Origin of the sequence: Trichocoleus sp. FACHB-40 (assembly GCF_014695915.1) — a bacterium.
Taxonomy (GTDB): domain Bacteria; phylum Cyanobacteriota; class Cyanobacteriia; order Cyanobacteriales; family FACHB-T130; genus Funiculus; species Funiculus sociatus.
In genome coordinates this window covers 46,490-70,840 of the sequence record NZ_JACJPF010000036.1, presented here as the reverse complement: position 1 = coordinate 70,840, position 24,351 = coordinate 46,490, and the positions used below count along the sequence as shown (strand labels likewise).

The 24,351-nt window shown below is 47.0% G+C and carries 16 protein-coding genes; 14 read left to right on the top strand and 2 right to left on the bottom strand.

The window, feature by feature from the left end; genetic code table 11:
* Window positions 1–36 precede the first annotated feature (36 nt).
* Genes H6F63_RS04890 through tilS form a run of 3 tightly spaced genes read left to right on the top strand, consistent with a single transcriptional unit; the run spans window position 37 to window position 2,572 of the window.
* On the top strand, window positions 37–393 hold the full coding sequence (locus H6F63_RS04890; RefSeq protein ID WP_190420604.1) for a DUF565 domain-containing protein: 357 nt from the start codon (window positions 37–39) through the stop codon (window positions 391–393).
* The gene (locus H6F63_RS04885; protein WP_190635357.1) at window positions 393–1,421 is read left to right on the top strand and encodes a glycerate kinase; all 1,029 of its coding nucleotides are present in this window, start codon (window positions 393–395) and stop codon (window positions 1,419–1,421) included. Before H6F63_RS04890 ends, H6F63_RS04885 begins: the two co-directional genes overlap by 1 nt.
* Entirely contained in the window at window positions 1,421–2,572 is a 1,152-nt protein-coding gene (gene tilS, locus H6F63_RS04880) for a tRNA lysidine(34) synthetase TilS (RefSeq protein ID WP_190635355.1), read from the top strand. Before H6F63_RS04885 ends, tilS begins: the two co-directional genes overlap by 1 nt.
* Window positions 2,573–2,605: 33 nt before the next feature.
* Here the strand turns inward: tilS and hmpF are convergent, their stop codons facing one another.
* Window positions 2,606–4,369, bottom strand: coding sequence for a pilus motility taxis protein HmpF (hmpF, locus tag H6F63_RS04875; RefSeq protein WP_190635352.1), 1,764 nt, complete (start codon window positions 4,367–4,369; stop codon window positions 2,606–2,608).
* Window positions 4,370–4,482: 113 nt separating this feature from the next.
* On the opposite strand from hmpF, the gene H6F63_RS04870 reads away from it, so the two are divergent.
* From H6F63_RS04870 to H6F63_RS04815, 11 genes are all read left to right on the top strand, one after another.
* Window positions 4,483–4,626, top strand: coding sequence for a hypothetical protein (locus H6F63_RS04870; protein WP_190635351.1), 144 nt, complete (start codon window positions 4,483–4,485; stop codon window positions 4,624–4,626).
* 349 nt (window positions 4,627–4,975) lie between these two features.
* A complete protein-coding gene (locus H6F63_RS04865) occupies window positions 4,976–6,298 on the top strand; it encodes a response regulator (RefSeq protein WP_190635349.1) in 1,323 nt (440 codons plus the stop codon).
* Between the two features lie 85 nt (window positions 6,299–6,383).
* Window positions 6,384–6,566, top strand: a complete 183-nt coding sequence (locus tag H6F63_RS04860) for a hypothetical protein (protein ID WP_190635347.1) — start codon at window positions 6,384–6,386, stop codon at window positions 6,564–6,566.
* A 47-nt stretch (window positions 6,567–6,613) separates the two neighbouring features.
* Window positions 6,614–6,979: a response regulator gene (locus H6F63_RS04855; protein WP_190414517.1), complete on the top strand. Its 366-nt coding sequence runs from the start codon at window positions 6,614–6,616 to the stop codon at window positions 6,977–6,979.
* 81 nt (window positions 6,980–7,060) lie between these two features.
* Window positions 7,061–7,591, top strand: a complete 531-nt coding sequence (locus H6F63_RS04850; protein ID WP_190420615.1) for a chemotaxis protein CheW — start codon at window positions 7,061–7,063, stop codon at window positions 7,589–7,591.
* Window positions 7,592–7,719: 128 nt separating this feature from the next.
* Window positions 7,720–10,602 (top strand): methyl-accepting chemotaxis protein, encoded by a 2,883-nt coding sequence (locus tag H6F63_RS04845; RefSeq protein ID WP_190635345.1) that lies wholly within the window; start codon window positions 7,720–7,722, stop codon window positions 10,600–10,602.
* A 249-nt stretch (window positions 10,603–10,851) separates the two neighbouring features.
* Window positions 10,852–18,741, top strand: coding sequence for a response regulator (locus H6F63_RS29255; RefSeq protein WP_199297685.1), 7,890 nt, complete (start codon window positions 10,852–10,854; stop codon window positions 18,739–18,741).
* A 229-nt stretch (window positions 18,742–18,970) separates the two neighbouring features.
* Window positions 18,971–19,813 carry a class D beta-lactamase gene (gene blaOXA, locus H6F63_RS04830; protein ID WP_190635344.1) on the top strand — a complete coding sequence of 281 codons (843 nt, stop codon included), beginning with the start codon at window positions 18,971–18,973 and terminating at the stop codon, window positions 19,811–19,813.
* Window positions 19,814–19,889: 76 nt separating this feature from the next.
* Window positions 19,890–21,974 carry a prolyl oligopeptidase family serine peptidase gene (locus tag H6F63_RS04825; protein ID WP_190635342.1) on the top strand — a complete coding sequence of 695 codons (2,085 nt, stop codon included), beginning with the start codon at window positions 19,890–19,892 and terminating at the stop codon, window positions 21,972–21,974.
* A gap of 99 nt (window positions 21,975–22,073) precedes the next feature.
* Window positions 22,074–22,511, top strand: a complete 438-nt coding sequence (locus H6F63_RS04820; protein ID WP_190635340.1) for an NUDIX hydrolase — start codon at window positions 22,074–22,076, stop codon at window positions 22,509–22,511.
* A 107-nt stretch (window positions 22,512–22,618) separates the two neighbouring features.
* The gene (locus H6F63_RS04815) at window positions 22,619–23,704 is read left to right on the top strand and encodes a phosphodiester glycosidase family protein (protein ID WP_190635338.1); all 1,086 of its coding nucleotides are present in this window, start codon (window positions 22,619–22,621) and stop codon (window positions 23,702–23,704) included.
* Between the two features lie 136 nt (window positions 23,705–23,840).
* Here the strand turns inward: H6F63_RS04815 and H6F63_RS04810 are convergent, their stop codons facing one another.
* Entirely contained in the window at window positions 23,841–24,323 is a 483-nt protein-coding gene (locus tag H6F63_RS04810) for a hypothetical protein (protein WP_190635337.1), read from the bottom strand.
* Window positions 24,324–24,351: the final 28 nt, after the last annotated feature.

The window sequence follows — 24,351 nt, the reverse complement described above, 5'->3', positions numbered from 1 at the left end:
GTCTGCTAATGCCAACTTCACTCGTCAGCCCCGATCATGCAAAGGACTCGTCTAAACAATTTTGTTGATGTTATCGCCGCTCGGCTGGGACAATGGCTGAGCAATCCTTGGCGGCGAATATCACTGGTTACTATTAGTCTGCTGTTTGGTGTCTTTCTGGGAACTGCTATTCCCACCACGTCGGGACAAACCGCTGAGGTAGATATAATTGCGGCGGGAATTTTGATTTTCTTCACTGAACTCGTCAGCCGATATGTTTATGGCGGGAAGCCGCAAACAAGACAGGCGGCTGTTGGTAATCCCCGTCGCAGTTTACTATCAGAAATTTTGAACGCTCTTAAAATTGGACTGACTTACAGCTTGTTCATTGAAGCCTTTAAACTGGGTTCGTAATGTTATCTCTGAGTGAAATTCTTAATCGTTCTTTAGCAGGACAAATGCCGACTTCAGCCGAGTTGGAATATTTGGCTTCGGTGATGTTATCAGATAAGCGGCGATCGCTTGCTTTCGGGATCACACCAGCTAATGTTGAGGAAGTTATTCGACGATCGCATCTCCTAGTGCGTGTCTACCCCAATCTCCACCCAGTCCCCAGCCTAGAAACTCTCTGGAACCTCTGGCTTCCCTTAGCAATGCAGCTGGCCCAGTCTCAGCAACAGTTGGGACATCCCCTGATCCAGGGAATTTTAGGTGGACAGGGAACTGGCAAAACTACCCTGGCCGCTATCCTCACCTTAATTCTCAAACACTTGGGAAAATCCACACTCAGCCTTTCCCTCGATGACCTCTACAAAACCTATAGCGATCGCCTCGCCTTAAGAGAGCAAGAAAGACGCCTTATCTGGCGAGGCCCACCCGGAACCCACGATATAGACCTGGGTTTAGCAGTTTTGGATCGCCTGCGCCATCCTGACGGACAACCAATTCCCATCCCCCGTTTTGATAAATCTGCCTGGAACGGTGCGGGAGACAGAACCCAGCCGGAAATTGTCCAGGGTGCCGATATTGTCCTATTTGAAGGTTGGTTTGTCGGTGTCCGCCCCATTGACCCAGTTGCCTTTGAGAACCCGCCACTGCCGATTCTAACTGCCGATGACAAGACGTTTGCCCGTGATATGAATGCTCGGTTAGAGGACTATTTACCCCTTTGGGCGCGATTAGACCGTGTGATGGTACTGTATCCAGTTGATTATCGCCTGTCCCTAGCGTGGCGACAGCAGGCAGAACGGGAAATGATCGCTGCTGGTAAATCGGGAATGAGTGACTCAGAAATTAACGAATTTGTCAAGTATTTTTGGAAATCGCTGCACCCAGAGTTATTTATCAAACCGCTAACCACAAATCCCAACTGGGTAGATTTGGTGATTGAGATTAATGCAGACCATTCACCGGGTGATGTTTATCCACCAAGCGATCGCTAATGCCACAACCTACTTGGACACCTCTCCATGCCCAGCTGCATCGAACTCTCTTGCAACGCCCGTTGATTCCCCGTGGAGAGAGGCTATTAGTAGCAGTTTCTGGCGGGCAAGATTCCCTCTGCTTAATCAAATTACTGCTAGATTTGCAACCAAAGTGGGGATGGCATCTGGCAATTGCTCACTGCGATCATCGTTGGCGGAAAGACTCCCAGGAAAATGCCAAACACGTAGAAAATCTTGCCTTAACTTGGGATATCCCTTTCTATCTGCAAATCGCTCCAGAAACGGAAAATATCGCCTCAGAAGCAGCAGCCCGACAATGGCGTTATCAAGCTCTAAGCGCGATCGCACTCGACAACGACTCCCCCTACATCGTCACAGGTCATACAGCCAGCGATCGCGCCGAAACCCTCCTCTATAACCTAATTCGCGGTAGCGGTGCCGATGGCTTGCAAGCCCTTACCTGGAAGCGTCAATTAAATTCTGGGCTGCAACTCGTGCGTCCCCTTCTAGAAGTCACCCGTACCCAAACAGCCGAGTTTTGCCAAAACTTTCAGCTTGCCATCTGGGAAGATTCCACCAACCAAGACCGAAAGTACGCCCGTAACCGCATCCGCCACGAGTTACTACCCTACCTACAAACCAACTTCAACCCAAAAGTTGAGCAAGCTTTAGCCCAAACCGCCGAACTCCTCCGGGCAGATGTGGAATATCTCGAAACAGCGGCCCAGCAGCTACTAGAACAAGCTATGAATCAGGGGTTGGGGACTGGGGACTGGGGGCTGGGGGCTGGGGACTGGGGGCTGGGGGCTGGGGACTGGGGGCTGGGGGCTGGGGACTGGGGGCTGGGTAAGAATCCTTCCAATTCCCAATCCCCAATTCCCAATTCCCAATTCCCAATCCCCAATTCCCAATCCCCAATTCCCAATCGACTAAATCGCCTCGTACTGCGTCAAGCACCCTTGGCCTTACAACGCCGGGTCATCCGCCAGTTTCTCTCCTTAGTCCTACCAGTTGCCCCCAGCTTCGAGCAAATTGAAAAGTTGACAGCCTTAATTACAGCTTCCAACCGTTCCCAAACCGATCCGTTTCCCGGAGGCGCGATCGCCCAAGTCTGGGGTGACTGGATTGTGTGGAAATTTGAGTGTTGAATTAAGAAAATAACTCAACACTCAACACTATTTTTACGCTGCACTAAACTGCCCATTCATCAAACTAACGATAACTTCCCGCATCTGAGCAATAGATTGCAGCTGATAATCACCCGTTTCCTGAACCTGAGCTAAAGTGGACGCGATCGCTTCCAACTTTTGCCGCATCTCATTAACGCGATCCTGATAAGGCTGTAGCATTTCCTGATAAACATTCACCCTGCTCCAAAGTTCAGCTAAAGCCGTCCTCGACGAGAGCAAATTCTGCTCTAGCTGCTTAATTTGGTTGCGAGTTGCCTCTTGTTCGCCAGCTTGATGATCGATCATTCCCTGTGCTTGGCTGATTGAGAGGCGCATCTGCTCAACCTGACTTTCCAGCTTTTGCAGTTCCTCAGATTGTTGTTGTCGTTGCCCGTCCAGCTGACTCAGAACAGGCCCCAAATCAATTTTCTGGTTGTCCTGCTGCCCATCAGATTCCGTAACCCCCTGCCGTCGCCGTAGCACCCGCTGGTGCTGGTTCAAAATCTCTTCTCGCTCTCGCAGATTTCGACGTTGACCTACCAGCGTTTCGTCTAGCATTTGGTAGCAATCCTGCTCCTCTGCCAGCTCATTTTCCAGACTCATCCGGTCATACTCGCTGGCTTGGTTAATCTTCGCCTGCAACTCGTCCACCGTCTGGCGCTGAAATGTCAGCTCTTCTTCCTGGTCGTTGACAAAACGCACCACTTTTTCTAAATCCTGCTGCAAGTTTTGCACAACTTCTTGCAGCTCTCCTAATGGCATTTTCTCCAGGGCTTCCAGATCGATTTTCTGACTAATTTTGACATCTGCTGAAGTCGTTGCCAGACGGTTAAGTTGCTCGTAAAGCTCTTGTTGGGTTCGCAACTGGAGATCCTGCATCCGAGCAAACTCCTGCTTCATTTCCAGAGCATTCTGAAACACCATCCGTTCCGAACGCGCCTTTTCTAAAGCATTTTCAGCTTGCGTCAACTCCTCGGTGCGCCTTTGCAGCTCTTGAGTTTGGCGATCCACATCTCCTTGCATCTGAGTAGCGCTATTGCGTTGTTGCTCTAGCTGCTGCCAATGCCCGTTAAGCAATTCCTGCTGCCCATTGACAATTTCAAAAGCCAGATTCAGTTGTTCCCGGATCGCTTCAGTGGGCGCGATCGCCCCCGCTAAACGATCCAGCAATTCCCGAATCTTTTGCCCTTGAGTCTCATCTAATACCGTTCCCTGCTGATACTCCGCCTGTCGCTCCTCCAGCCGTCTTGTCTCGCCCCGCAGGTGTTCCCAAGCTCCCTCCAACTCTAGGCGGTTGCGCTCAAACTCCTCCCGAAGTCGCTGAGTTTCCTCCCGCGCCGTGTCAATCTCCTGACGCTGCGCCTCCAGCCGTTCAAAATCTTCATCCAACTGCGCCAGTTGTTCCACCCGCGCTTCCATTTCCATCTCGCGGCGGTTCAGCTCCTGACTCTGATAAGTCAGCGACTGCTTCCACTGTTCAATTTCTTCTTCCTGGGTTTTTGACTTTTCCAACTGGCGAGAGAAATTTTGCAAAATGCTCACCAACTGCCGCCCCGCCTCCGTCGGCGGACGCTGCACTTGTTTATTTCCACTCAGCTCGACTAACACCAAGACGCCAGCATTAAAATTATTGGCTTCATCGGGAGCGGGAATTACTTCATCAGCAGTCACCGCACTCCAACTCTGGTCAGTCCGCTGACAAGCCAGCAGTTTTAGGTCGGTCTTAAAACCCATTAACCCAGATTTCTGCTTTTGTACTTCTGCTAGATACAGCACACTGATGGTCCTCTTGATGTGTGTTGTGCCTGATTCTTGACCGACCTTTGGCCCAACCAGAGCCATAAGGTGACAATTGCGTAAGGCTAATACAATCGAGATCCTAACCTTTTGTGTCCCTGTTGTGGGAGTGGCAACCCACAAGGCTTAGAAAGAGAGTAATTGACACCCCGCTCTTAGCCATTATGAGTGGTGGTCAGTTTCCTGTGGAAAAACCCGATGAATCAGCCCGTATTGGCAGCGCCGTCAAGACTTAAATTAAACTAAATATATTTCGATTTTCTGTTTATTTAATATCTAACTTGAAAACCCGTCCAATCTCAACACTGTATGTCAGATAGTTTCATTTTCCGTTGAGCTTACCTTCATCAGAAGCAATCTCTAAAGCATTCGTCTTGGTACGAATCCAGATTCAGGCTAAGCATTTTCACCTCCCCAGCAGAACGATCCCTGGTACTGTATTATCTGGTTCAATCCGTTGCCAAAAGAAAAAGGGCATAATTGTAAAGAATTTTATAGCAGACATGGCCAATTAAATCAACACTTCCCCCGAATACAGCATTAACTTTTTTCTTAAAACGGTAATTAGGAGAGCGTTTTCATTACATGCAGGGAACGTTAAATGAAATTGATATACGCAGCATCCTGCAACTGATCGAATTAGGTCAGCGAACAGGGGAATTATTTGTAGAGGCATACAGCCATTCTGGCTCTGGTGCCTCTGAGAGTGCAGGAGCGCGATCGCGTAATATGCCGGGACGCGAAGCCAAACTAAAAGAACCAGGTCCCTTCTGGTTCGTTTTCTTCCACAACGGGCAAATAGCTTATGCTAGCGATGGCACTCTCAGCCTATCGCGCCTGCGCGATTACCTGCGTCGCTACCGAGCCGACACCGCCCTCAACAACCTAGAAGTCCCTGCAATTGATTCCATAAACGCCCCAGAGTACGGCTACCTGTGGGCAATGCTCGAAAATCATATCCTCACACCAGCACAAGGGCGCAGTATCATCCGCAGCATGGTACACGAAACCCTCTTCGACCTTTTGGGCCTCCACCAAGGAGCTTTCATCTTCGACATCGGGCCAGCACTAGCACCCCAACTAACCACCCTAGAAATTGCCCCGCTAGTCACCAAAATTATGAAGCAGGTGCAGGAGTGGAAACAGTTTCATCCCCACATCCAGTCCCCTGACCAATGCCCAGTAATTACAGATCCCGCCGCTTTAGGCAACGCCCTCCCGCACACTGCCTTTAACACCCTAGAGCGTCAGCTAGACGGAAAAACATCCCTGCGCCAGCTATCCCGATACTTGAACCGCGATATCTTAACCGTAGCTAGAGCGATCTATCCTTATGTACAACAAGGCTGGGTACAACTACTAAATTCCACGAACGACGAAACCATAGGAGCAGGTTTCAAACCCCCCCGTACCAAAGTAGGCGTAGGATTAAAACCTGATCCAACCCAAGAAACCCAAGTTCCTCGCGTTGTCTGTATTGAAGATGACGTTGCCATAGGAAAAGCAGTTGAATATACCCTAAATCAACAGGGTTACGAAGCAGTTGCGATTAACAATCCCCTGCAAGCCCTTAGTCTCGTCTTCCAACTCAAACCCGACCTGATCCTCTGCGACCTAGCAATGCCAGAACTAGACGGATATGAAATTTGTGCCATGCTCCGCAAGTCAACAGCTTTTCGGCAAACGCCCATCGTCATGCTGACAGGCAAAGATGGATTTATCGACCGCGTTAGAGCGCGAATGGTAGGAGCAACTGACTACCTAACCAAGCCGTTTGGAGAAAGTGAGTTATTGATGCTACTAGAAAAATACATTGGCCCAGGCGAAAAGGAAGTTATACTCCCCGACAGCACCTACCCTTCCAGCTTAGATCGCGAGATAGAACAAACAGATGTACGGGCCGGGTAAAGAAACACACAGCAGAGGGCAAAGAGAATTTTTTCCCTCCGCTTCTACTAAAAAATTGTCCCGGCTTGGGGCTTAGGCTTAGTTAATGATTAATCTAGGAATAGACTATGGACTAGGGACAGTGAACTACAGACTATCGACTACAGACACCACTGGAGTCATCAGCGCCGGAGCAAATCGGTATATCTGTAAACTTAGCCCCGGCATGAGTCTAAAGTTAGATGGGATACTTGAATTATTAGAAGGTCTAGGGGTGAACCAAGCGTGAGTCGTGAGCGTTCATGTTTGAACCGGCAGACAGGGAGGTAGAGAGTTATGAGTGTAGTTCTGGTTGTAGAAGACAGTCCCGCCCAACGGGCAATGATCTCAGACCTCCTAAAAGGAAGTGGGTTGACAGTTACAATTGCCACTGATGGCGTAGAAGCCTTGGAACAAATTCTCAAGTCTTGCCCCGATTTGGTGGTATTGGATATTGTTATGCCTCGAATGAATGGTTATGAGGTTTGCCGTCGGCTCAAAGCTGACCCAAAAACTCAGAATGTTCCAGTGGTAATGTGTTCCTCGAAAGGAGAAGAATTTGACCGCTATTGGGGCATGAAACAAGGTGCAGATGCTTACATAGCCAAACCTTTTCAGCCAACCGAGCTGATTGGTACGGTAAAACAGCTGCTACGAGGCTAAAAATCAATTAAAAATTAAAGATGAAAACTTAAAAACTTTTTCTTCATTTTTAATTTTTGATTTTTAATTAGAGGAGATGGGATGGTAGGCAATCCAGACTTTTTAACAAGCAGCGGTCAAGATCACTCACCGGATTTTCAGGAACTAGAGAGTCCTGAAGGCGAATTACATTTGCGTTTCTACGTTCCTTCAGGTAATGAGTTTGCCTTGGGAGCAAGTGGAATCCGCGAAGTGATTTCCTCGTCACCAGACAGGATTACTCCCATTCCCAATGCTTCTCCCTTACTATTGGGAACACTAAACTGGCGCGGACAAGTGATTTGGGTGGCAGATTTGGGTCAATTTTTAGGGGATTCCCAACCTTTGAATACAGATAAACCGGAAATTCCGGTGATTGCGGTTGAAGACCAGGACACTATGTTAGGTTTAGCTGTTGACCGTATTGTAGGGATGGACTGGCTTGATATCGATCAGGTGCAAATGCTAACCAACGTTCCAGACAGTATGGCGCCTTTTTTGCGAGGCGAGTGGTTGTTAGATGAAGCCAGCAATCAGTTTCTGAGATTGTTAGACCAAGTGGCAATTGTTCGCTCAGCGCGGTGGGCGGCATGAAAAGGCAAAAGTAAAAAGGCAAAAGGCAAAAGAAAAAACTTTTTTGCAGTTTTATATTTCTTTTTTTCTTGATTTTTACTTTTTACTTTTTACTTTTTACTTTTTACTTCTTTAGCTGGGGAAGGCAAATGAAATCAAGTACCGATTACTCACAAGAATATCAACACGCCTTTTCGGCATACACTCTGGGTAACTACGAAGAGGCGGCTACTATTATCGATCGCTTGGTCGAACATTATCCGGATGATCCGAATGCTCGAATCCTGAAAGGTCATATTTACTGTTATGGGTTACGGCAGTATGACATCGCACGGGAACAATATGAGTTGGTGCCTAGCCTTACTGACAATGCAGAATTTATTGATTGTGCCAACAATGGAATAGAATACGCTGTTTCTTGTCAAAACTACTCGGAATCAGTTGGTGTAGAGTCTAATCCGCCAGTTGAAACGTATGAGTCAGGCAACCACGAAGAATTCGCGGATGGTGACAATTATATTCCTGAAGGAATAGGGTCCTGGAATTCTCTGGAAGATCCAGACCCTAACGAGGCATGGAATTCCTCGCCAGCTTCAGACATGGAGACGGAAAATTTCGGCTCTCTAGATGATTTTGACTCCGGAGATTTTCAAGATATAGAGGCTTACCCAGAGGCTGATCCTTTTGGTAATCAGGCTTTTGAGAATTCAACTCCGGAGACACCAGCAAGCTATCACGATCCGTTTGTACAATCGTGGTCTGAAAATGATTTGGACGATCCGGTAGCATCCAACAATCCGGCTTTGTTTCCTATCGATGCCTTTAGTGAATTTGATGAACTGCCGAATGATGAATTTACGGGTGATGACACATTCGATATTAGTCAAAGTTCGACATATGAACTTCCAAATGCTGCTGACTCTCTAGAAACAAACAATTTCGAGCGCTTCCCTCTTGAAGATGAAACTCTTTTAATGAGGGCAAAAGAGCTGGAAAACGATCTAACTCCAGACGACAGTTTTGGATATGATAGCCTGGGTTCCACAGACGACACTGAACCGTATGGAACGATAAGTGACTCGATAGGCTCCCGAAATCGGTCGTTTGAGACTCATCCTTACCATGAAGACGTAACTTTTGTATCTCACTCAGACCAAAACGGCAACAGCGCTCAAGAGCATTTTGATTTTGAGGCTTTTGACGAAGCAATTAACTATGACTCGCTGGATTCACTTTCATCAGATACTCCCAGTAGTAGCGGACTACATACAAGTAGCAGCGACTTTTTAGACGAATTTGGTGATTTTGGCGATGATTTAGCTAGTATTCCGGATTTCGATCTGCAACGTGAAGGCAATAGTCAAGGATTCACTTCGGGAAATTCAGACTTGAGTGGAATTTCCCGGCGATCTTCGCCCAAAGATTTTGTCCGGAAAGTAGATAAGCGAATTCCATCTGGACAAGCTGGCGATCTGGGTACTAGCGTTCAGGATGATGAAAATTTCACCTTCACTGGAACTAGCGAACAAGTACCGCATTTTTCCCCAGATGTTACTAGAGCTGAGGCAAACGTTACCGTTGAGCAAGGGCCGCTTGCTTTCTATGAAAATGCTCCTTTAAAAAGAAAACCGCTGATTGCAGCTGCGATCGCAGGAGTAGTTTCCGCCATCGTCGTCGCCGTAGTTAGCCAAATCTCCGCCAACGCCTCTCCCCAAGCCAACAAAGGCCCCATTGTTAACCATCTCCGCAGCACTGGCTGGGTCATGACTCTCTTTGCAGGTGCCGCTAGCTTTGGCACAACTTTAGCTTTAGGGCGAATCACAACTCAACAAATTAAAAGAGCCACTGAAGACCTGCAAAACCAATTTGAATCAGTTTCAAGTGGCAATTTTAACGCTCAAGCTACTGTCTACACAGAAGACGAATTTGGCACCCTAGCCGCTGGCTTTAACCAAATGTCTCGCGTTATCCTGATTACCACATCAGAATCCCAACGTAAAGCCGAAGAGCAAGAGCAAGCCAAAGAAGACTTACAACGGCAAGTTATTCGACTGTTGGATGACGTGGAAGGTGCTGCTCGTGGGGATCTCACCGTACAAGCAGAAGTCACCGCCGACGTGTTGGGAGCGGTTGCCGACTCGTTTAACCTGACAATTCAAAACCTGCGGGAAATTGTGCAGCAGGTGAAAATGGCAGCGCGACAAGTTAGTAAAAATGCTACTGATAGCGAATCTTTCGCCCGTAGTCTGTCAAGTGATGCGTTGCGTCAGGCAGAAGAGTTGGCAGTAACTCTGAACTCAGTTCAGGTGATGACCGGATCGATTCAGCGCGTTGCGGAGAATGCGCGAGAAGCTGAAGATGTTGCCCGTGCCGCCTCTGCTACCGCCCTCCGGGGTGGTGAGTCGGTGGAAAGAACTGTTGCTGGTATTCTGCAAATCCGGGAAACAGTAGCAGAAACAACTCGAAAAGTCAAGAGACTTGCGGAATCTTCCCAGGAAATTTCCAAGATCGTCGCCTTGATTTCCGGAATTGCCTCCCGTACTAACCTCTTGGCGTTAAATGCCAGTATTGAGGCAGCACGGGCTGGCGAAGCAGGTCGCGGCTTCGCGGTGGTGGCAGATGAAGTGCGACAACTGGCAGACCGAGCCGCGAAAGCTCTTAAGGAAATTGAGCAGATCGTGATACAAATCCAACAGGAAACGGGTTCGGTGATGACGGCAATGGAAGAAGGCACCCAGCAGGTAATTGAGGGAACTAAACGGGCAGAACAGGCAAAGCGCAGTTTAGAAGACATCATTCAGGTGTCAAATCGCATTGATGCGCTAGTGCGTTCGATTACCGCTGACACTGTGGAACAGACAGAAACTTCTTCTGCTGTGGCTCAGGTGATGCAGTCGGTGGAACTGACCGCGCAAGAAACTTCACAGGAAGCTCAGAGGGTGTCAAATGCGCTGCAAAATCTGGTCGGCGTGGCGCGAGATTTGCTGACTTCCGTGGAACGCTTCCGCATCGAAGCTACCGAGGGAAAATAAGGGTCAGTTGGCGTTGTCAGGTTGGAAGGTGGGAAAGTTGTTAAAACATGACTTCGTTTCAAGAAGTTGAAAAATCTTGCCTGAAGACTGACTAACGGCTAATGGCTAATGACTGGTGATGTCGATTTTGAGTAGATTGGGTACATTAAAAGCAATCTACTCAAGAGACAGCACTCAGCAATCATCAGGACACACAGGCGAGACACCTGTGCTACGCACTCAGCACTCAGCACTGATAGGGACACTGCTATGCAGCCGGAACAACAACAGCGAATCATGGGCTACTTTATTGAGGAGGCTAAAGACCACCTCAACACCATTGAACAGGGTTTGATGAATCTGCAAAGCACGATTGAAGACCCGGAAATGGTAAATGAAGTATTCCGCGCCGCCCATTCGGTTAAAGGAGGGGCGGCAATGCTAGGACTCAATAGCATTCAGAAAGCCTCCCACCGCTTAGAAGACTCTTTTAAAATTCTCAAAGAGTGTCCGGTGAAGATTGACCAAAAGCTGGAGTCCCTGTTTTTGCGAGTTTCTGATACTCTCAAGGAACTGATAGAGCAACTAAGCGGCCCGTTCGGTCTGACGGAAGATATTGCCAACAGCATCATGTCAGGGGTGGAGCCTGTATTTGAGGAACTAAACCAGCACATGGCGTTGCTGGTAGGCGGGGCTGGCGGCATGGCTTTAGAGGCGGCTAACGGCACTAAGGCTGAGACACCAATGGTAATGTCTGCACAGTACGCTGGGAGCAGCGTTCGAGATGGGCAGGCGCAAAAAAGCGTATTTACAAGCGATGTGCTGAGCCAGCTGCGGGAGATGTTGCAGTTATTTAAGCAGCCGGACTCTGCCAGGTGTAGGGAAAAACTTCAGGAAATCTGCGGCAGTTTAGAGCTTTTGGGCGAGCAATTTGAGTTGCCAAAATGGTCGCAGTTGATTCGGACAACGGGAAGCGCGATCGCTAATCCAGAAAATTCCTATCGCACTCTTGCCAGCGTCGTTATTAAAGAGATAAAACAAGCTCAAGAACTGGTGTTGGCAGGTCGGGAAACATCAATAGAGCCAAGTTCCCAGCTAAAAGCACTGATACCGTTAACTGCTGTAGTCGCGACTGGTGAAACTCACGAAGCAGACAACTATCTCCACGGAGCGATCGCTACTTTTGAGCCAGCACACCAGACAAGCGATCGCACCGTATTGGCAGTAGAGGCGGGAAATCTCCACAATCATCACGCGGCCATTGATGGCGATCGCTACGCCGATACGCCAATCCAAGAAGAAATCGTTGCCTCCGTGTCCTCTGGCGCTACTTCTTGGCAGGAACAAGCCCTTTCGCCAGACGTAGATAATATGTTCTTTGAGCCAGCTAATAACAAAGGTCGGAGTAAAGAATCAGCCACCCACCGCGCCGACCCCAGCGGGCCAGAAGTCGGGATGGCAGAACTCAACAGCCTCGCAGACCTCTTTGAAGGCGAAAGTCCGGAACTAGATGAAACCTGGCAAGAAGAAGAAGTCCTCAGCGATGTTGGTCATGACCTGGTAAATGAGCGTCACGGGGAAAGCGATTTTGACGAAGAAGGCGATTCTTTCGATGATTTTTCCGATCTTTTGGGCGATTCATTAAGTGGAGTAGCAAAACCCTCCGCCACAGCCACAGGGGGAGACGAATTAACCAATTTATTTGGCGAAGACTTTGTAGACGAAGCAACAGTAGATGAGCAACCTTCTCTCCAATCGGTTGATGATGGCTTTGCCGATATGCTATTTGAGGACGATAGTTCGCTCAATACGACATCAGAAGATTTAAGCAGTCTCTGGGACGATAATTTCATAGACGAGGAAGAATCCGATTCACCAGAAATCGCAACAACAGCCACAGAAGCAACCGAACTGAGTGATGAAGATTTGGTTGTCATTCTGGCTGCTGACAATGTGGAAATGGCTGTAGCAGCGGCAGACTTGGAAGAATCATTTGGCGAGGATGGGAATGCTGTGGGTACAGATACCGACGAAAATGAATCTATTTTCGATGCAGCACCTGATTCACTGGAGTCGTTCGACTTTGAATTGACAGGAGAAACTTCCGACAACGAACTAGAAGATTGGGACACTCAACCAGTGATGTCCACCACAGAACCAGCAGATGACTGGACTGCGGACTGGTCGAGTGAAGATTTGCAAATACTTGATGGTGTTTCAGAAACAGAGCCATCTTTGACCAATTCTCCTGAAGATTGGTCAGATTCAATGTTTGCCGATGAGCTAAATGCCGATGCCGCTTTGAGCGACAATTTGAACGGCGGTATGATGGCAAATGACGAAAGTTGGACGACAGATGCTGGTTGGGAAGAAGAACCAGACTTTAGCAACTTGAATTTGTTTGAAACGCCAGTTGCTACACCAGAGAGTCAGAATGTTTTAGAAGAACTGGTGTTAGACGAAAACGGCGACCTTTGGCTAGAGGAAAATGGAAGTACCGCAGAGGAACTAGAAGCGTTTGGTTTGGATGGGGTAGGCGAAGCTATGCCAGATGAGGATGCGATCGCTTCTAGCGAAACCAATGCTGTAAATGATGTGAACCTTGACTTTAACTGGCCCTTCACTTCCAATACTGAAGACACCAATCCAGCAGACACAGAAAACGGGTCAGCAGCCGACTTGGCGTGGGATACAATCGACAACCCAGTTCTATCAGAATCAACCTCAGCAGACGAAGATCCAAACAGCCAGGAATTTAATCAAACTCAGCTTGAAGATCCATTATCAGCTTTAGATAATCTGGAAATACCCAGTGAATGGGCAGCAGGCGATCCATTTGCACTCTCTGAAACCTCAGAAACAGCAACCACAACAGATGCACTGGAATTGCTTGATTTAGACAGTCCTCACCCCAGTCCCTTCAACATGGATTGGGATAGTGCAGCCGAAAGCGCGACACCAGAGGAAAATGTTAACGAATATCTAGACGAACCGCTGAACTTAGACTTCACCGAACTCAACGAAGAAACCCCCCATACACCACTGGATAACTTCTTTAGTGAAGAACCAGAAGCAACTGAAACTTCTGACTGGGATAGCAGCCTAGACTTAACGGGCTTTAACCTATCCGAAGCAAATACAGATGAGGATGCTTTTGATACTACCCAAGACGAGAATATCACTGAACTGTTTGACACAAACTTAAGTGAGTCAGCAACCCTTCCATCCTCCGATGACTTATTTAATAGAGCCGACACGTCTTTAGAATCATCAGTTTTTGATGACGCAGAAAATAGCCTGGTTGTGTTTGATACCGAACCATCTTCAAGTACAGATGCGTTGGATTGGAATGAACAAAACCTGTTATCTACTGAAACTGACCCAGACTGGGAAATTCCCTCAGCAACCGTGCCACCAATAGAAGCCGAAAACATCGAGTCGATGTTCGGTGAGGATTTGTCAGCAACTACTGAGGCACTGGAACTATCAGATGAGGATTTATTTGCCAGCGACGACATGAACGCTGAGTGGGATATGTCTTCAATGGCACCAGTCGAAGCCGAAAATCTGGACAATATGTTCGGTGAGGATTTGTCTGCAACACCAGCCGAAATGGACAATATGTTCGGTGAGGATTTATCTGGAACTACTGAGGCGTTGGAACTATCAGAGTCAGGTTTGTTTGCCAGCGATGACATGAACGCTGAGTGGGATATGTCTTTAATGGCACCAGTCGAAGCCGAAATGGACGATATGTTCGGTGAGGATATGTCTTTAATGGCACCAGTCGAAGCCGAAATGGACGATATGTTCGGTGAGGATTTGTCAGCCACACCACCAGTCGAAGCCGAAATGGACAATATGTTCGGTGAGGATTTGTCTGCAATGCCAGCAGCCGAAGCCGAAATGGACGATATGTTCGGTGAGGATTTGTCTGGAACTACTCAAGCGCTGGAACTCGACAATCTGGACGATATGTTCGGTGAGGATTTGTCAGCCACACCAGCCGAAATGGACAATATGTTCGGTGAGGATTTGTCTGCAATGCCAGCAGCCGCCGAAATGGACGATATGTTTGGTGAAGATTTGTCAGCCACACCTACCGAAATGGACAATATGTTCGGTGAGGATTTGTCTGGAACTAGTGAGGCGCTGGAACTATCAGAGTCAGGTTTGTTTGCCAGCGACGACATGAACGCTGAGTGGGATATGTCTTCAATGGCACCAGTCGAAGCCGAAATGGACAATATTTTCGGTGAGGATTTGTCAGCCACACCCACCGAAATGGACAATATGTTTGGTGAGGATTTGTCTGCAACTACTCAAGCGCTGGAACTCGACAATCTGGACAATATGTTCGGTGAGGATTTGTCAGCAATACCAGCAGCCGAAGCCGAAATGGACGATATGTTCGGTGAGAATTTGTCTGCAACTACTCAAGCCCTGGAACTCGACAATCTGGACGATATGTTCGGTGAGGATTTGTCAGCAATGCCTACCGAAATGGACAATATGTTCGGTGAGGATTTGTCTGGAACTACTGAGGCGCTGGAACTATCAGAGTCAGGTTTGTTTGCCAGCGACGACATGGACATGAACGCTGAGTGGGATATGTCTTCAATGCCAGCAGCCGCCGAAATGGACGATATGTTTGGTGAGGATTTGTCAGCCACACCAGCCGAAAATCTGGACAATATGTTCGGTGAGGATTTATCGGGAACTACTCAAGCGCTGGAACTCGAAAATCTGGACAATATGTTCGGTGAGGATTTGTCAGCCACACCAGCCGAAATGGACGATATGTTCGGTGAGGATTTGTCTGGAACTACTGAGGCGCTGGAACTATCAGAGTCAGGTTTGTTTGCCAGCGACGACATGGACATGAACGCTGAGTGGGATATGTCTTCAATGCCAGCAGCCGCCGAAATGGACAATATGTTCGGTGAGGATTTGTCAGCCACACCAGCCGAAATGGACGATATGTTCGGTGAGGATTTATCTGGAACTACTGAGGGGCTGGAACTATCAGAGTCAGGTTTGTTTGCCAGCGACGACATGAACGCTGAGTGGGATATGTCTTCAATGCCAGCAGCCGCCGAAATGGACGATATGTTCGGTGAGGATTTGTCAGCCACACCCACCCAAATGGACGATATGTTCGGTGAGGATTTGTCAGCCACACCCACCCAAATGGACGATATGTTCGGTGAGGATTTGTCAGCCACACCTCTAGTTGAAGCCGAAAATCTGGGCGATATGTTTGGTGAGGATTTGTCTGTAACTACTCAATCGCTGGAACTCGAAAATCTGGACGATATGTTCGGTGAGGATTTGTCTGGAACTACTGAAGATTTGTTTGCCAGCGACGACATGAACGCCGAGTGGGATATCTCACCAGCAGCAATGTCACCCACCGAAAGTCTGGAAGATATGTTCGGTGAGGATGTGTCTGCAACTAATGAGGCGCTGGATTTGGATGCAGACAATTTGTTGGGCAGTGAACTGGATGCAGACTGGGATATGCTGTCAGCAGCCGTGCCTGAAGATGCGGACTTGACCCAAGCGGATTTGTTAGGTGTTGAGCCAGCCGAAATCGGAGATATGCTAGATTTTGAGGAGGATCTGTTTACTGCCCAGATGCCTTCACAAGATTTAGCGATCGCTACAAATCAGCTGAATCAGATAGAAGCTCTTTGGGGCTTGACAGCAGAAGAAGAAAATGAGATTGAGACTTCTGAAACGACTGAAGGACTAAGCACCGCTGATTTTAACTCTCTGTCTTTTGAAGAAGACAAGGTATCAACCGCCGAATTTTTGGGAGCAGATGAGTTTGACGAGTTAGATTCCTTGCTGGGTGAGGATGCAATCGGGGATCAAATAACCCCTGACCTGGTACTAAACAATGAGTTTGACGAGTTAGATTCCTTGCTGGGTGAACAGGAGACGGCATCAGCAGATATACTCGATGAGTTTGCTGACCTGGAAGCCTTACTAGGAGATGAACCGCAGGCCATTACTCCCAAAGCGAAGCAGGCATCCAAGAGCGCTGCACCCGCAAGCAACACTATTGATGATGAATTTGGGGATTTGGAGATACTGCTGGGGCAAGCTGAGGAGACAATGGGCGTACCAAGGAGTGCGAAAACCAGCTCTAGTCCAGTTCGCCCGGTGAATCGTACCCGCCAAATTAAGGTGTTCGAGCAAACAATGCGGGTGCCAGTCAAACATCTGGATAACCTCAGCAACCTGGTTGGGGAATTGGTCGTGAACCGCAACACCTTGGAGCAGGATCAAGAACGCCTGCGGCAATTCTTGGATAACTTACTGCACCAGGTACAGCAACTCAGCGATGTGGGTGCGAGAATGCAGGATCGGTATGAGCGATCGCTTCTGGAAAGCTCCCTCCTCGCCAGCCGTCAGGGTAATCGGTTCAACCCACGCGGCGATCGCGATTCCCAATCCCAAGATAATACCCCCCCAAATAGCCGATTTGGTTTGGGTGAGCTAGAACTCGATTTGTTTACGCCTTTCCACACCTTATCCCAGGAAATCATTGAGCTGATTGTCCGAGTCCGAGAGTCGGCTGCTGACATCGAATTCCTGGTCGATGAAACCGATCAGGTGGCTCGGATGCTCCGGCAGATAACCTCTCAGCTGCAAGAAGGGCTGACGCGAAGTCGAATGGTGCCTTTTGCCAATACAGCCGATCGCTTACCCCGTGCCGTGCGCGACATTTCTATCCGTTGTGGCAAGCAAGCAGAACTGCACATCGAAGGTCGGGAAACCTTGCTCGACAAAGTGATCCTAGAACACCTCTCCGACCCGATGACGCACCTGATTAACAATGCCATTACCCACGGTATTGAAACCCCAGAAGTGCGTAAAGCTGCTGGTAAACCGCCCGTAGGTCGGATTACCATCCGCGCTTTCCACCAAGGCAACCAAACCGTGATTTCTGTATCTGATGATGGAGCAGGTGTTGATGCCGAAAGGGTGAAAAGCAAAGCGATTGAAAAGGGTTTGATTACCCCAGATCAAGCCACAACCATGACCCGCTTGGATGTGTACGATCTGCTGTTCCACCCCGGTTTTACTACCAAAGACAAAGAAGACGAATTCGCAGGTCGTGGTATTGGGATGAACGTAGTTCGGGAAAACTTGACCGAAATTCGCGGTGTCATTAACACAGACTCCACGTTGGGCAAGGGAACCACCTTTACCGTCCGCCTACCCCTCACCTTAAGTATCTGTAAAGCCCTCTGCTGCTTGATCGACAGAACGCGCATTGCCTTTCCAATGGATGGGGTGGAAGATATGCTGGATGTGCCTCAAGAACGCATCCAAACTAACGCTGAAGGTCAGACCTGTATCTACTGGCGCGATTCATTAATGCCCTTCCAACCTCTTAGTGAATTGCTGACATACAATCGTCACCTCAGTCGAGGCAACGTTTACGGCGGCAAACGGGACGACGATATGATTTCGGTTGTAGTGCTACGCAGTTCTGGCAACTACATTGCCGTCCAGGTCGATCAGGTGTTAGGCGAGCAGGAAATTGTAATTAAGCAACTGGAAGGCCCCGTACCCAAGCCCCTTGGCGTTGCTGGTGCTACTGTCCTGGGGGATGGTCGGATTATGCCTATTGCCGACGTTCTAGAGCTGATTGACTTAGCAACGGGACGAATCGGAAAAGACCGTGGCGTGTCTCTGTGGGATAAGAGTGGTGTTCCTGCGCCTGTGGAAGTTCCAGAGGTTAAGACCGATCCGATGGTCTTGATTGTGGATGACTCGATTACGGTGCGCGAACTGCTCTCTATGACCTTCAACAAGGCGGGATACCGCGTGGAACAAGCCCGCGACGGTCAGGAAGCCTGGGATAAGCTCCGCTCTGGTCTACCTTGCGAGATTGTCTTCTGTGACATTGAAATGCCCCGCATGGACGGTCTGGAGCTGCTCTCGCGGATTCAGAAAGACCCCACACTTAGCCATCTGCCAGTGGCAATGCTGACCTCTCGCGGCGCTAGCAAGCACCAGCAAATGGCAGCTCAATTCGGAGCTAAGGGTTACTTTACCAAGCCTTATTTGGAAGAGGTGCTTCTCGATGCAGCGCAGCGAATGATTAAAGGTGAGGTCTTGCTGAGTATCAATAGCAACGCTTAAGAAAGTATGGGCAATATGTAGAGACGTTGTATACGTCTCTACATATTGCCTGCATTTTTATATTGGTTATGAGAAAAAGGACGCGATCGCATCTTTTGGACATCAGTTAAAATCGCATCTTTTGGACATCACTTAAAAATGATGGCATTTTGGCTCAACAAAATTAACCCGTACACCTGATAAGCTTATGAGGTTGTATTGAAGTAAACAGATCGCCAATTTCTTAAAAATGAAAACTTCCAAACTCTTGTCAGCATTTGTATTATTTATACTTTCTCTATCATTCGTATTTATAGTAAATCATATTCCTCTAACTAACGCCATTCCCGTAAGTAATGCTAACGAATCAGTTTTAAATGCACTTTTTAAAGATACTGAGGGTGCTTTTGTTCTATACGATCTCAAGAATAATAAGTATATTCGATACAATGAATCGCGCTGTCGCCAAAGATTTAGCCCCCACTCGACCTTTAAGATTCCTAACGCATTAATTGCCTTAGAAACTGGTGTTGTTAAAGACGAAAATGTTATAACTCCTTACGCTAGTGACAAGCATCCATCTGAGGCATGGTGGCCTGCCGAGTGGCAACAGGATACCAACCTTCGTTCAGGAATAAAATACTCGGTTGTCTGGTACTATCAAGACATTGCTAAACAAGTAGGCAAGGAAAAATATAACAAATATCTCCAGCAATTTCAGTATGGAAATGAAGATATTTCTGGGCCAATCGACCAGTTTTGGCTTGGCAGTTCCTTGGAAATATCGCCCAATGAAGAAGTGGAATTCTTAAAGAAGTTCTACAATGAAGAATTATCTGTATCCAAGCGCACAACTGATATTGTCAAAGATATTCTGGTTTTAGAAAAAACTAATTCTTACAAATTTAGTGGGAAAACAGGTTTAAGTGGGGTAGTTAATGGAAAAGCTTTAGGTTGGTTTGTTGGTTATTTAGAAAGAGAAGACAATGTTTATTTCTTTGCTACTAACCTAGAAGCTACTTCTACAGAAGCACTCATGAAAAAACGAATCCAGCTAACTAAGCAAATTTTGACAGAATTAGGGCTGCTGTGAAACCAATAATCTAGGGCGCGTGAACATAGAGTAAATCTGACGCTAGACTGGACAGTGTTGCCTAAAGTCTAACCCTATGTCATATTCAGATAAACCCCTAGCCTACCCAACTAGCCAAAAAGTCGATCAAGTTGATGACTATCACGGTACAAAAGTAGAAGATCCTTACCGATGGCTGGAAGATCCAGACTCAGACGAAACAAAGGCTTGGGTGGAAGCACAAAACCAAGTCACTTTTGAATACTTAAATGAAATTACAGTCCGCGAAAAGATTAAGCAACGGCTAACCCAATTGTGGGATTATGAGAAATTTAGTATTCCTTTTAAAGAAGGCGATCGCGCACTTCGCTACTTCTATTTCAAAAACGATGGTTTACAAAATCAAAGCGTCTTATACACTTTAATTTCCCTCGACGCTGAACCAAAAGTTTTACTCGATCCCAATAAGCTTTCAGAAGATGGCACAGTCGCGTTGTCTGGTGTTTCCATTAGCGAAGACGCTAAACTGATGGCCTATGGTTTATCTACCTCTGGTTCCGACTGGCAAGAGTGGAAAGTACGCGACATTGAAACAGGCGAAGACATATCAGATCATCTCAAATGGATTAAATTCTCTGGCGCATCTTGGACTAAAGACAATCAAGGGTTTTTCTACAGTCGCTACGATGAACCCAACGAAGTAACAAAATTAGAAGACGTTAATTATTACCAAAAACTCTACTACCACCAGTTAGGTAAACCACAGTCAGAAGATATCCTGATCTATCATCGCCCGGATCAAAAGGAATGGGGATTCAGCGGTGGCGTAACCGAGGACGGACGTTACCTAATTATCAGCGTTTGGTTAGGAACTGACCCGAAAAATTTGATTTTCTACAAGGATTTGGCAAATCCAAATGCTGAGGTAGTAGAACTTATTAACGAGTTTGAGGCTAACTATAGCTTTATCGACAATGATGGTGATGTGTTCTGGTTCCGCACTGATCTGGATGCGCCACGCGGTCGTGTTATTGCTATTGATACCAAAAACCCAGCGCGATCGCAATGGCAAGAAATTATCCCTCAGACAGATGAAGTCCTTGAAAGTGTCGGACTGCTAAATAATCAATTTGTGGTTGATTATCTAAAAGATGCCCACACACAAGTTAAAATTTTCGACCTAAATGGCGCATTTGTCCGGGAAGTCGAATTACCGGGAATTGGTTCTGCTGGTGGTTTTAGCGGCAAGCGCTACGACACGGAAACCTTCTACAGTTTCACCAGCTTTACCACACCAGCAACTATCTATCACTACGACATGGTAAGCGGAGAAAGTACAATTTTCCGCCAACCCAAGGTTGATTTCAATCCCGCCGATTACGAGACAAATCAGGTATTTTACAGCAGCAAAGATGGCACCCAAGTGCCTATGTTTATCACCCACAAAAAAGGGTTGCAACTGGATGGAAATAACCCAACATATCTTTATGGCTACGGTGGTTTCAATGTCTCTCTAACACCAAGCTTTTCTGTTGGGAGTTTGATCTGGCTGGAAATGGGTGGAATTTATGCGATTCCCAATCTGCGCGGTGGCGGTGAATATGGTGAGGAATGGCACCAGGCAGGAACGAAGCTAAATAAACAAAATGTTTTTGATGATTTCATCACCGCAGCCGAGTGGCTGATTTCTAATAAGTACACAAAGCCTGCAAAACTAGCTATCGGCGGCGGCAGTAATGGGGGATTATTGGTGGGTGCTTGTTTGACACAACGCCCGGATTTATTTGGTGCGGCATTGCCTGCTGTCGGCGTGATGGATATGTTGCGCTTCCATAAGTTTACGATTGGCTGGGCTTGGTGTTCTGAGTATGGTTCTGCGGAAAACCCAGATGAGTTTAAGGCGCTTTATGCTTATTCGCCGCTGCACAATCTAAAAAGTGAAACGTCCTATCCAGCTACGATGATCACAACAGCCGATCACGACGATCGCGTCGTGCCTGCCCACAGTTTCAAGTTTGCTGCTGCTTTGCAAGAGGCACACGCGGGTAAAAATCCGGTGTTAATTAGAATTGAGACTAAAGCGGGACATGGTGCTGGGAAGCCAACAGCTAAAATTATTGAAGAAGTTGCAGACAAGTGGGCTTTCTTAGTGCGTTCTCTGGACATAGCAGTTGACATTTAACATAAGGTAGGGTGGGCATTGCCCACCTTACTAACTAACTAATACCTAACAAATATAGGGAGCAATACGCTGGAAAAAATAATAAAAAAAATTAGACGTATGATTTCAAAATCAGCCGGAGTTATTGAGCAATCGGGGGTAATTCCATACCGGATCAAAAACGGTAAAATCGAAGTTTTGTTAATTACTTCTTCGACAGGGAAACGTTGGGTGATTCCCAAAGGAATGATTGAGTTTATGATGTCACCGCAAGATTCGGCAGCAAAGGAAGCCTGGGAAGAAGCTGGAGTTATTGGTCAGGTACTGCCTACAACAATGGGTACTTACGACTATCAAAAGTGGGGGCGTACTTGTCGAGTTGAGACCTTTTTGTTACAAGTCGAAACGGTACTGGAAGATTGGCCGGAAGCTAAGTTAAGAAAGCGAGAGTGGCTTAGTGTTAAACAAGCAGTTAAGCACATTCAGGAAGCAGAATTAAAGCAAATTCTTATGGCTTTGCCTGATACATTATCAACTTTACAATCGCCTCCGGAATAGCTTAAGCTATTGCTGATTCTATAAGGATAGCGGTAGCGTGTTTATTGCTCACCCTACTTACCTAAATGTATCTTTTGATATCAATAGATAGACATAACTAGCTGAGTATGCCAGAGCGCAAACAACCAAATGGCTGCCGTAAAATGTTGCGGCGCACTTTCCTATTTTTAATAGGTCTAGCACTAGCAAAAGTCTTAACCGAATTCTTTTCAATTGCTCAAAATCGCAGCAAATTTATCAATTTTCTTGGTCAATTATGGGAGAAAGCGATCGCTCTCTGGGAAAAGTCTCAACAAGACGTAACTCAACAGCCTATACCCCAAGCTATTGCCACATCAGCGCCTTTACCCAGTAGTACGCCTACACCAAAACCTACTTCTACACCTAAACCAACTCCTACCCCGAATTTAAAAGGAAAACCTGTAAAAGTTACTAAAAAAACTGTCGCCGGAGTGTATTTTTATCAAACCACAATTGACCTCAGCGACCCGGAAATTTTTCTGACCATTGGGTTAGCTAATAATGCTACTTATGCTAACACTCAAACTGCAACCACTGGAGATGAACCTTTTGCAAAGCTGGTGGCGCGTCAGAAGGCCGCAGTGGTTGCTAACGGCACCTTTTTTAGTAAAAATGAAAAAAAGGTGGTTATGGGTAATATTGTAGCTGGCGGCAAGTTTCTGAAATACAGCCGTTGGGAAAATTATGGGACTACTTTGGGGATTAAAGCGGGTAATCAACTAGAAATGATTACAGCGCGATCGCAAGGTAAACCAAATTGGGATCAACACTGGTTTTCTCTTACTTGTGGGCCAAGACTAATCAGGGATGGAAAAATCTGGCTTTCCCCATTATCAGAAGGGTTCTCTGACCCCAATGTTTTAAATAAAGGCTATCGCACCGCTATTGGTTTTCCAGCCAATAGAAAACAACTATTTTTAATTAGCTTTCTGGCTAGTTTAACATTGCAACAAGAAGCCGAAATCATGAAGGCAATTGGCTGTGTTGAAGCAATGAATTTGGATGGCGGTGCTTCAGAAGCTTTAGCCCATAACGGTAAAATTTTACTTCCGGCTGGACGGAACCTCACAAATGTAATTGTCGTTTATGACACTAATTATCCTGCTCCTAGCGCTTTAAAAACATCTTGGCGACGCTTTCAAGATGGCGAACGTCCTTATATTCCCGGTTAAGTTTCATCCAATAGATAGGATTATTAACCTCTCCCCAACCCCTCTCCTTGTAGGAGAGGGGCTTTTCTCCTTCCCGATTCTGGGAAGGGGTAGGGGTTAGGTCTGTATTATTGGACAATTATTAAAGCTGTATCTGTTAAGCATTCGCTGAAAGAAGTGGAATATTTTCAGCAAGGGGATCTTTAACATCTATCCCCTGTTTTATTGCCCAATACTCGCTTAAGAAATGAATTTGTCTCAAGCCGACAATTAAATTAAAACCTGGTATAAAAATCCACCAAACCACAAGCGGTTCTTTCATTCCAGCTTGGCGATAAAGTTCGTTTACAGTTCTATAAAGCTTGAATTGCACAATGTAAATCCAGGCAATACCGACTAAGGAAAACCAACCAAACCACCCCGGAACATCAGGATCGAATATCCATAAAAGCTGCGGAATTGCTACCCCCAAGACAAAAGGCGATAAACACAACGTTCCCGACCACCCAAACCCGTTGTAGCGGCGCAACTCTTCTTGAATAATCCATTTGTACCAGCCGTAGTACAGCATCAGCGTGGCGACGGAGAAGAGTATCACTTGCCACAAGGGACGGGGTTTACCAAGGAGTTTGTCTGTCATATTTGTAGCTAGGGATAAAAGGTTTTTC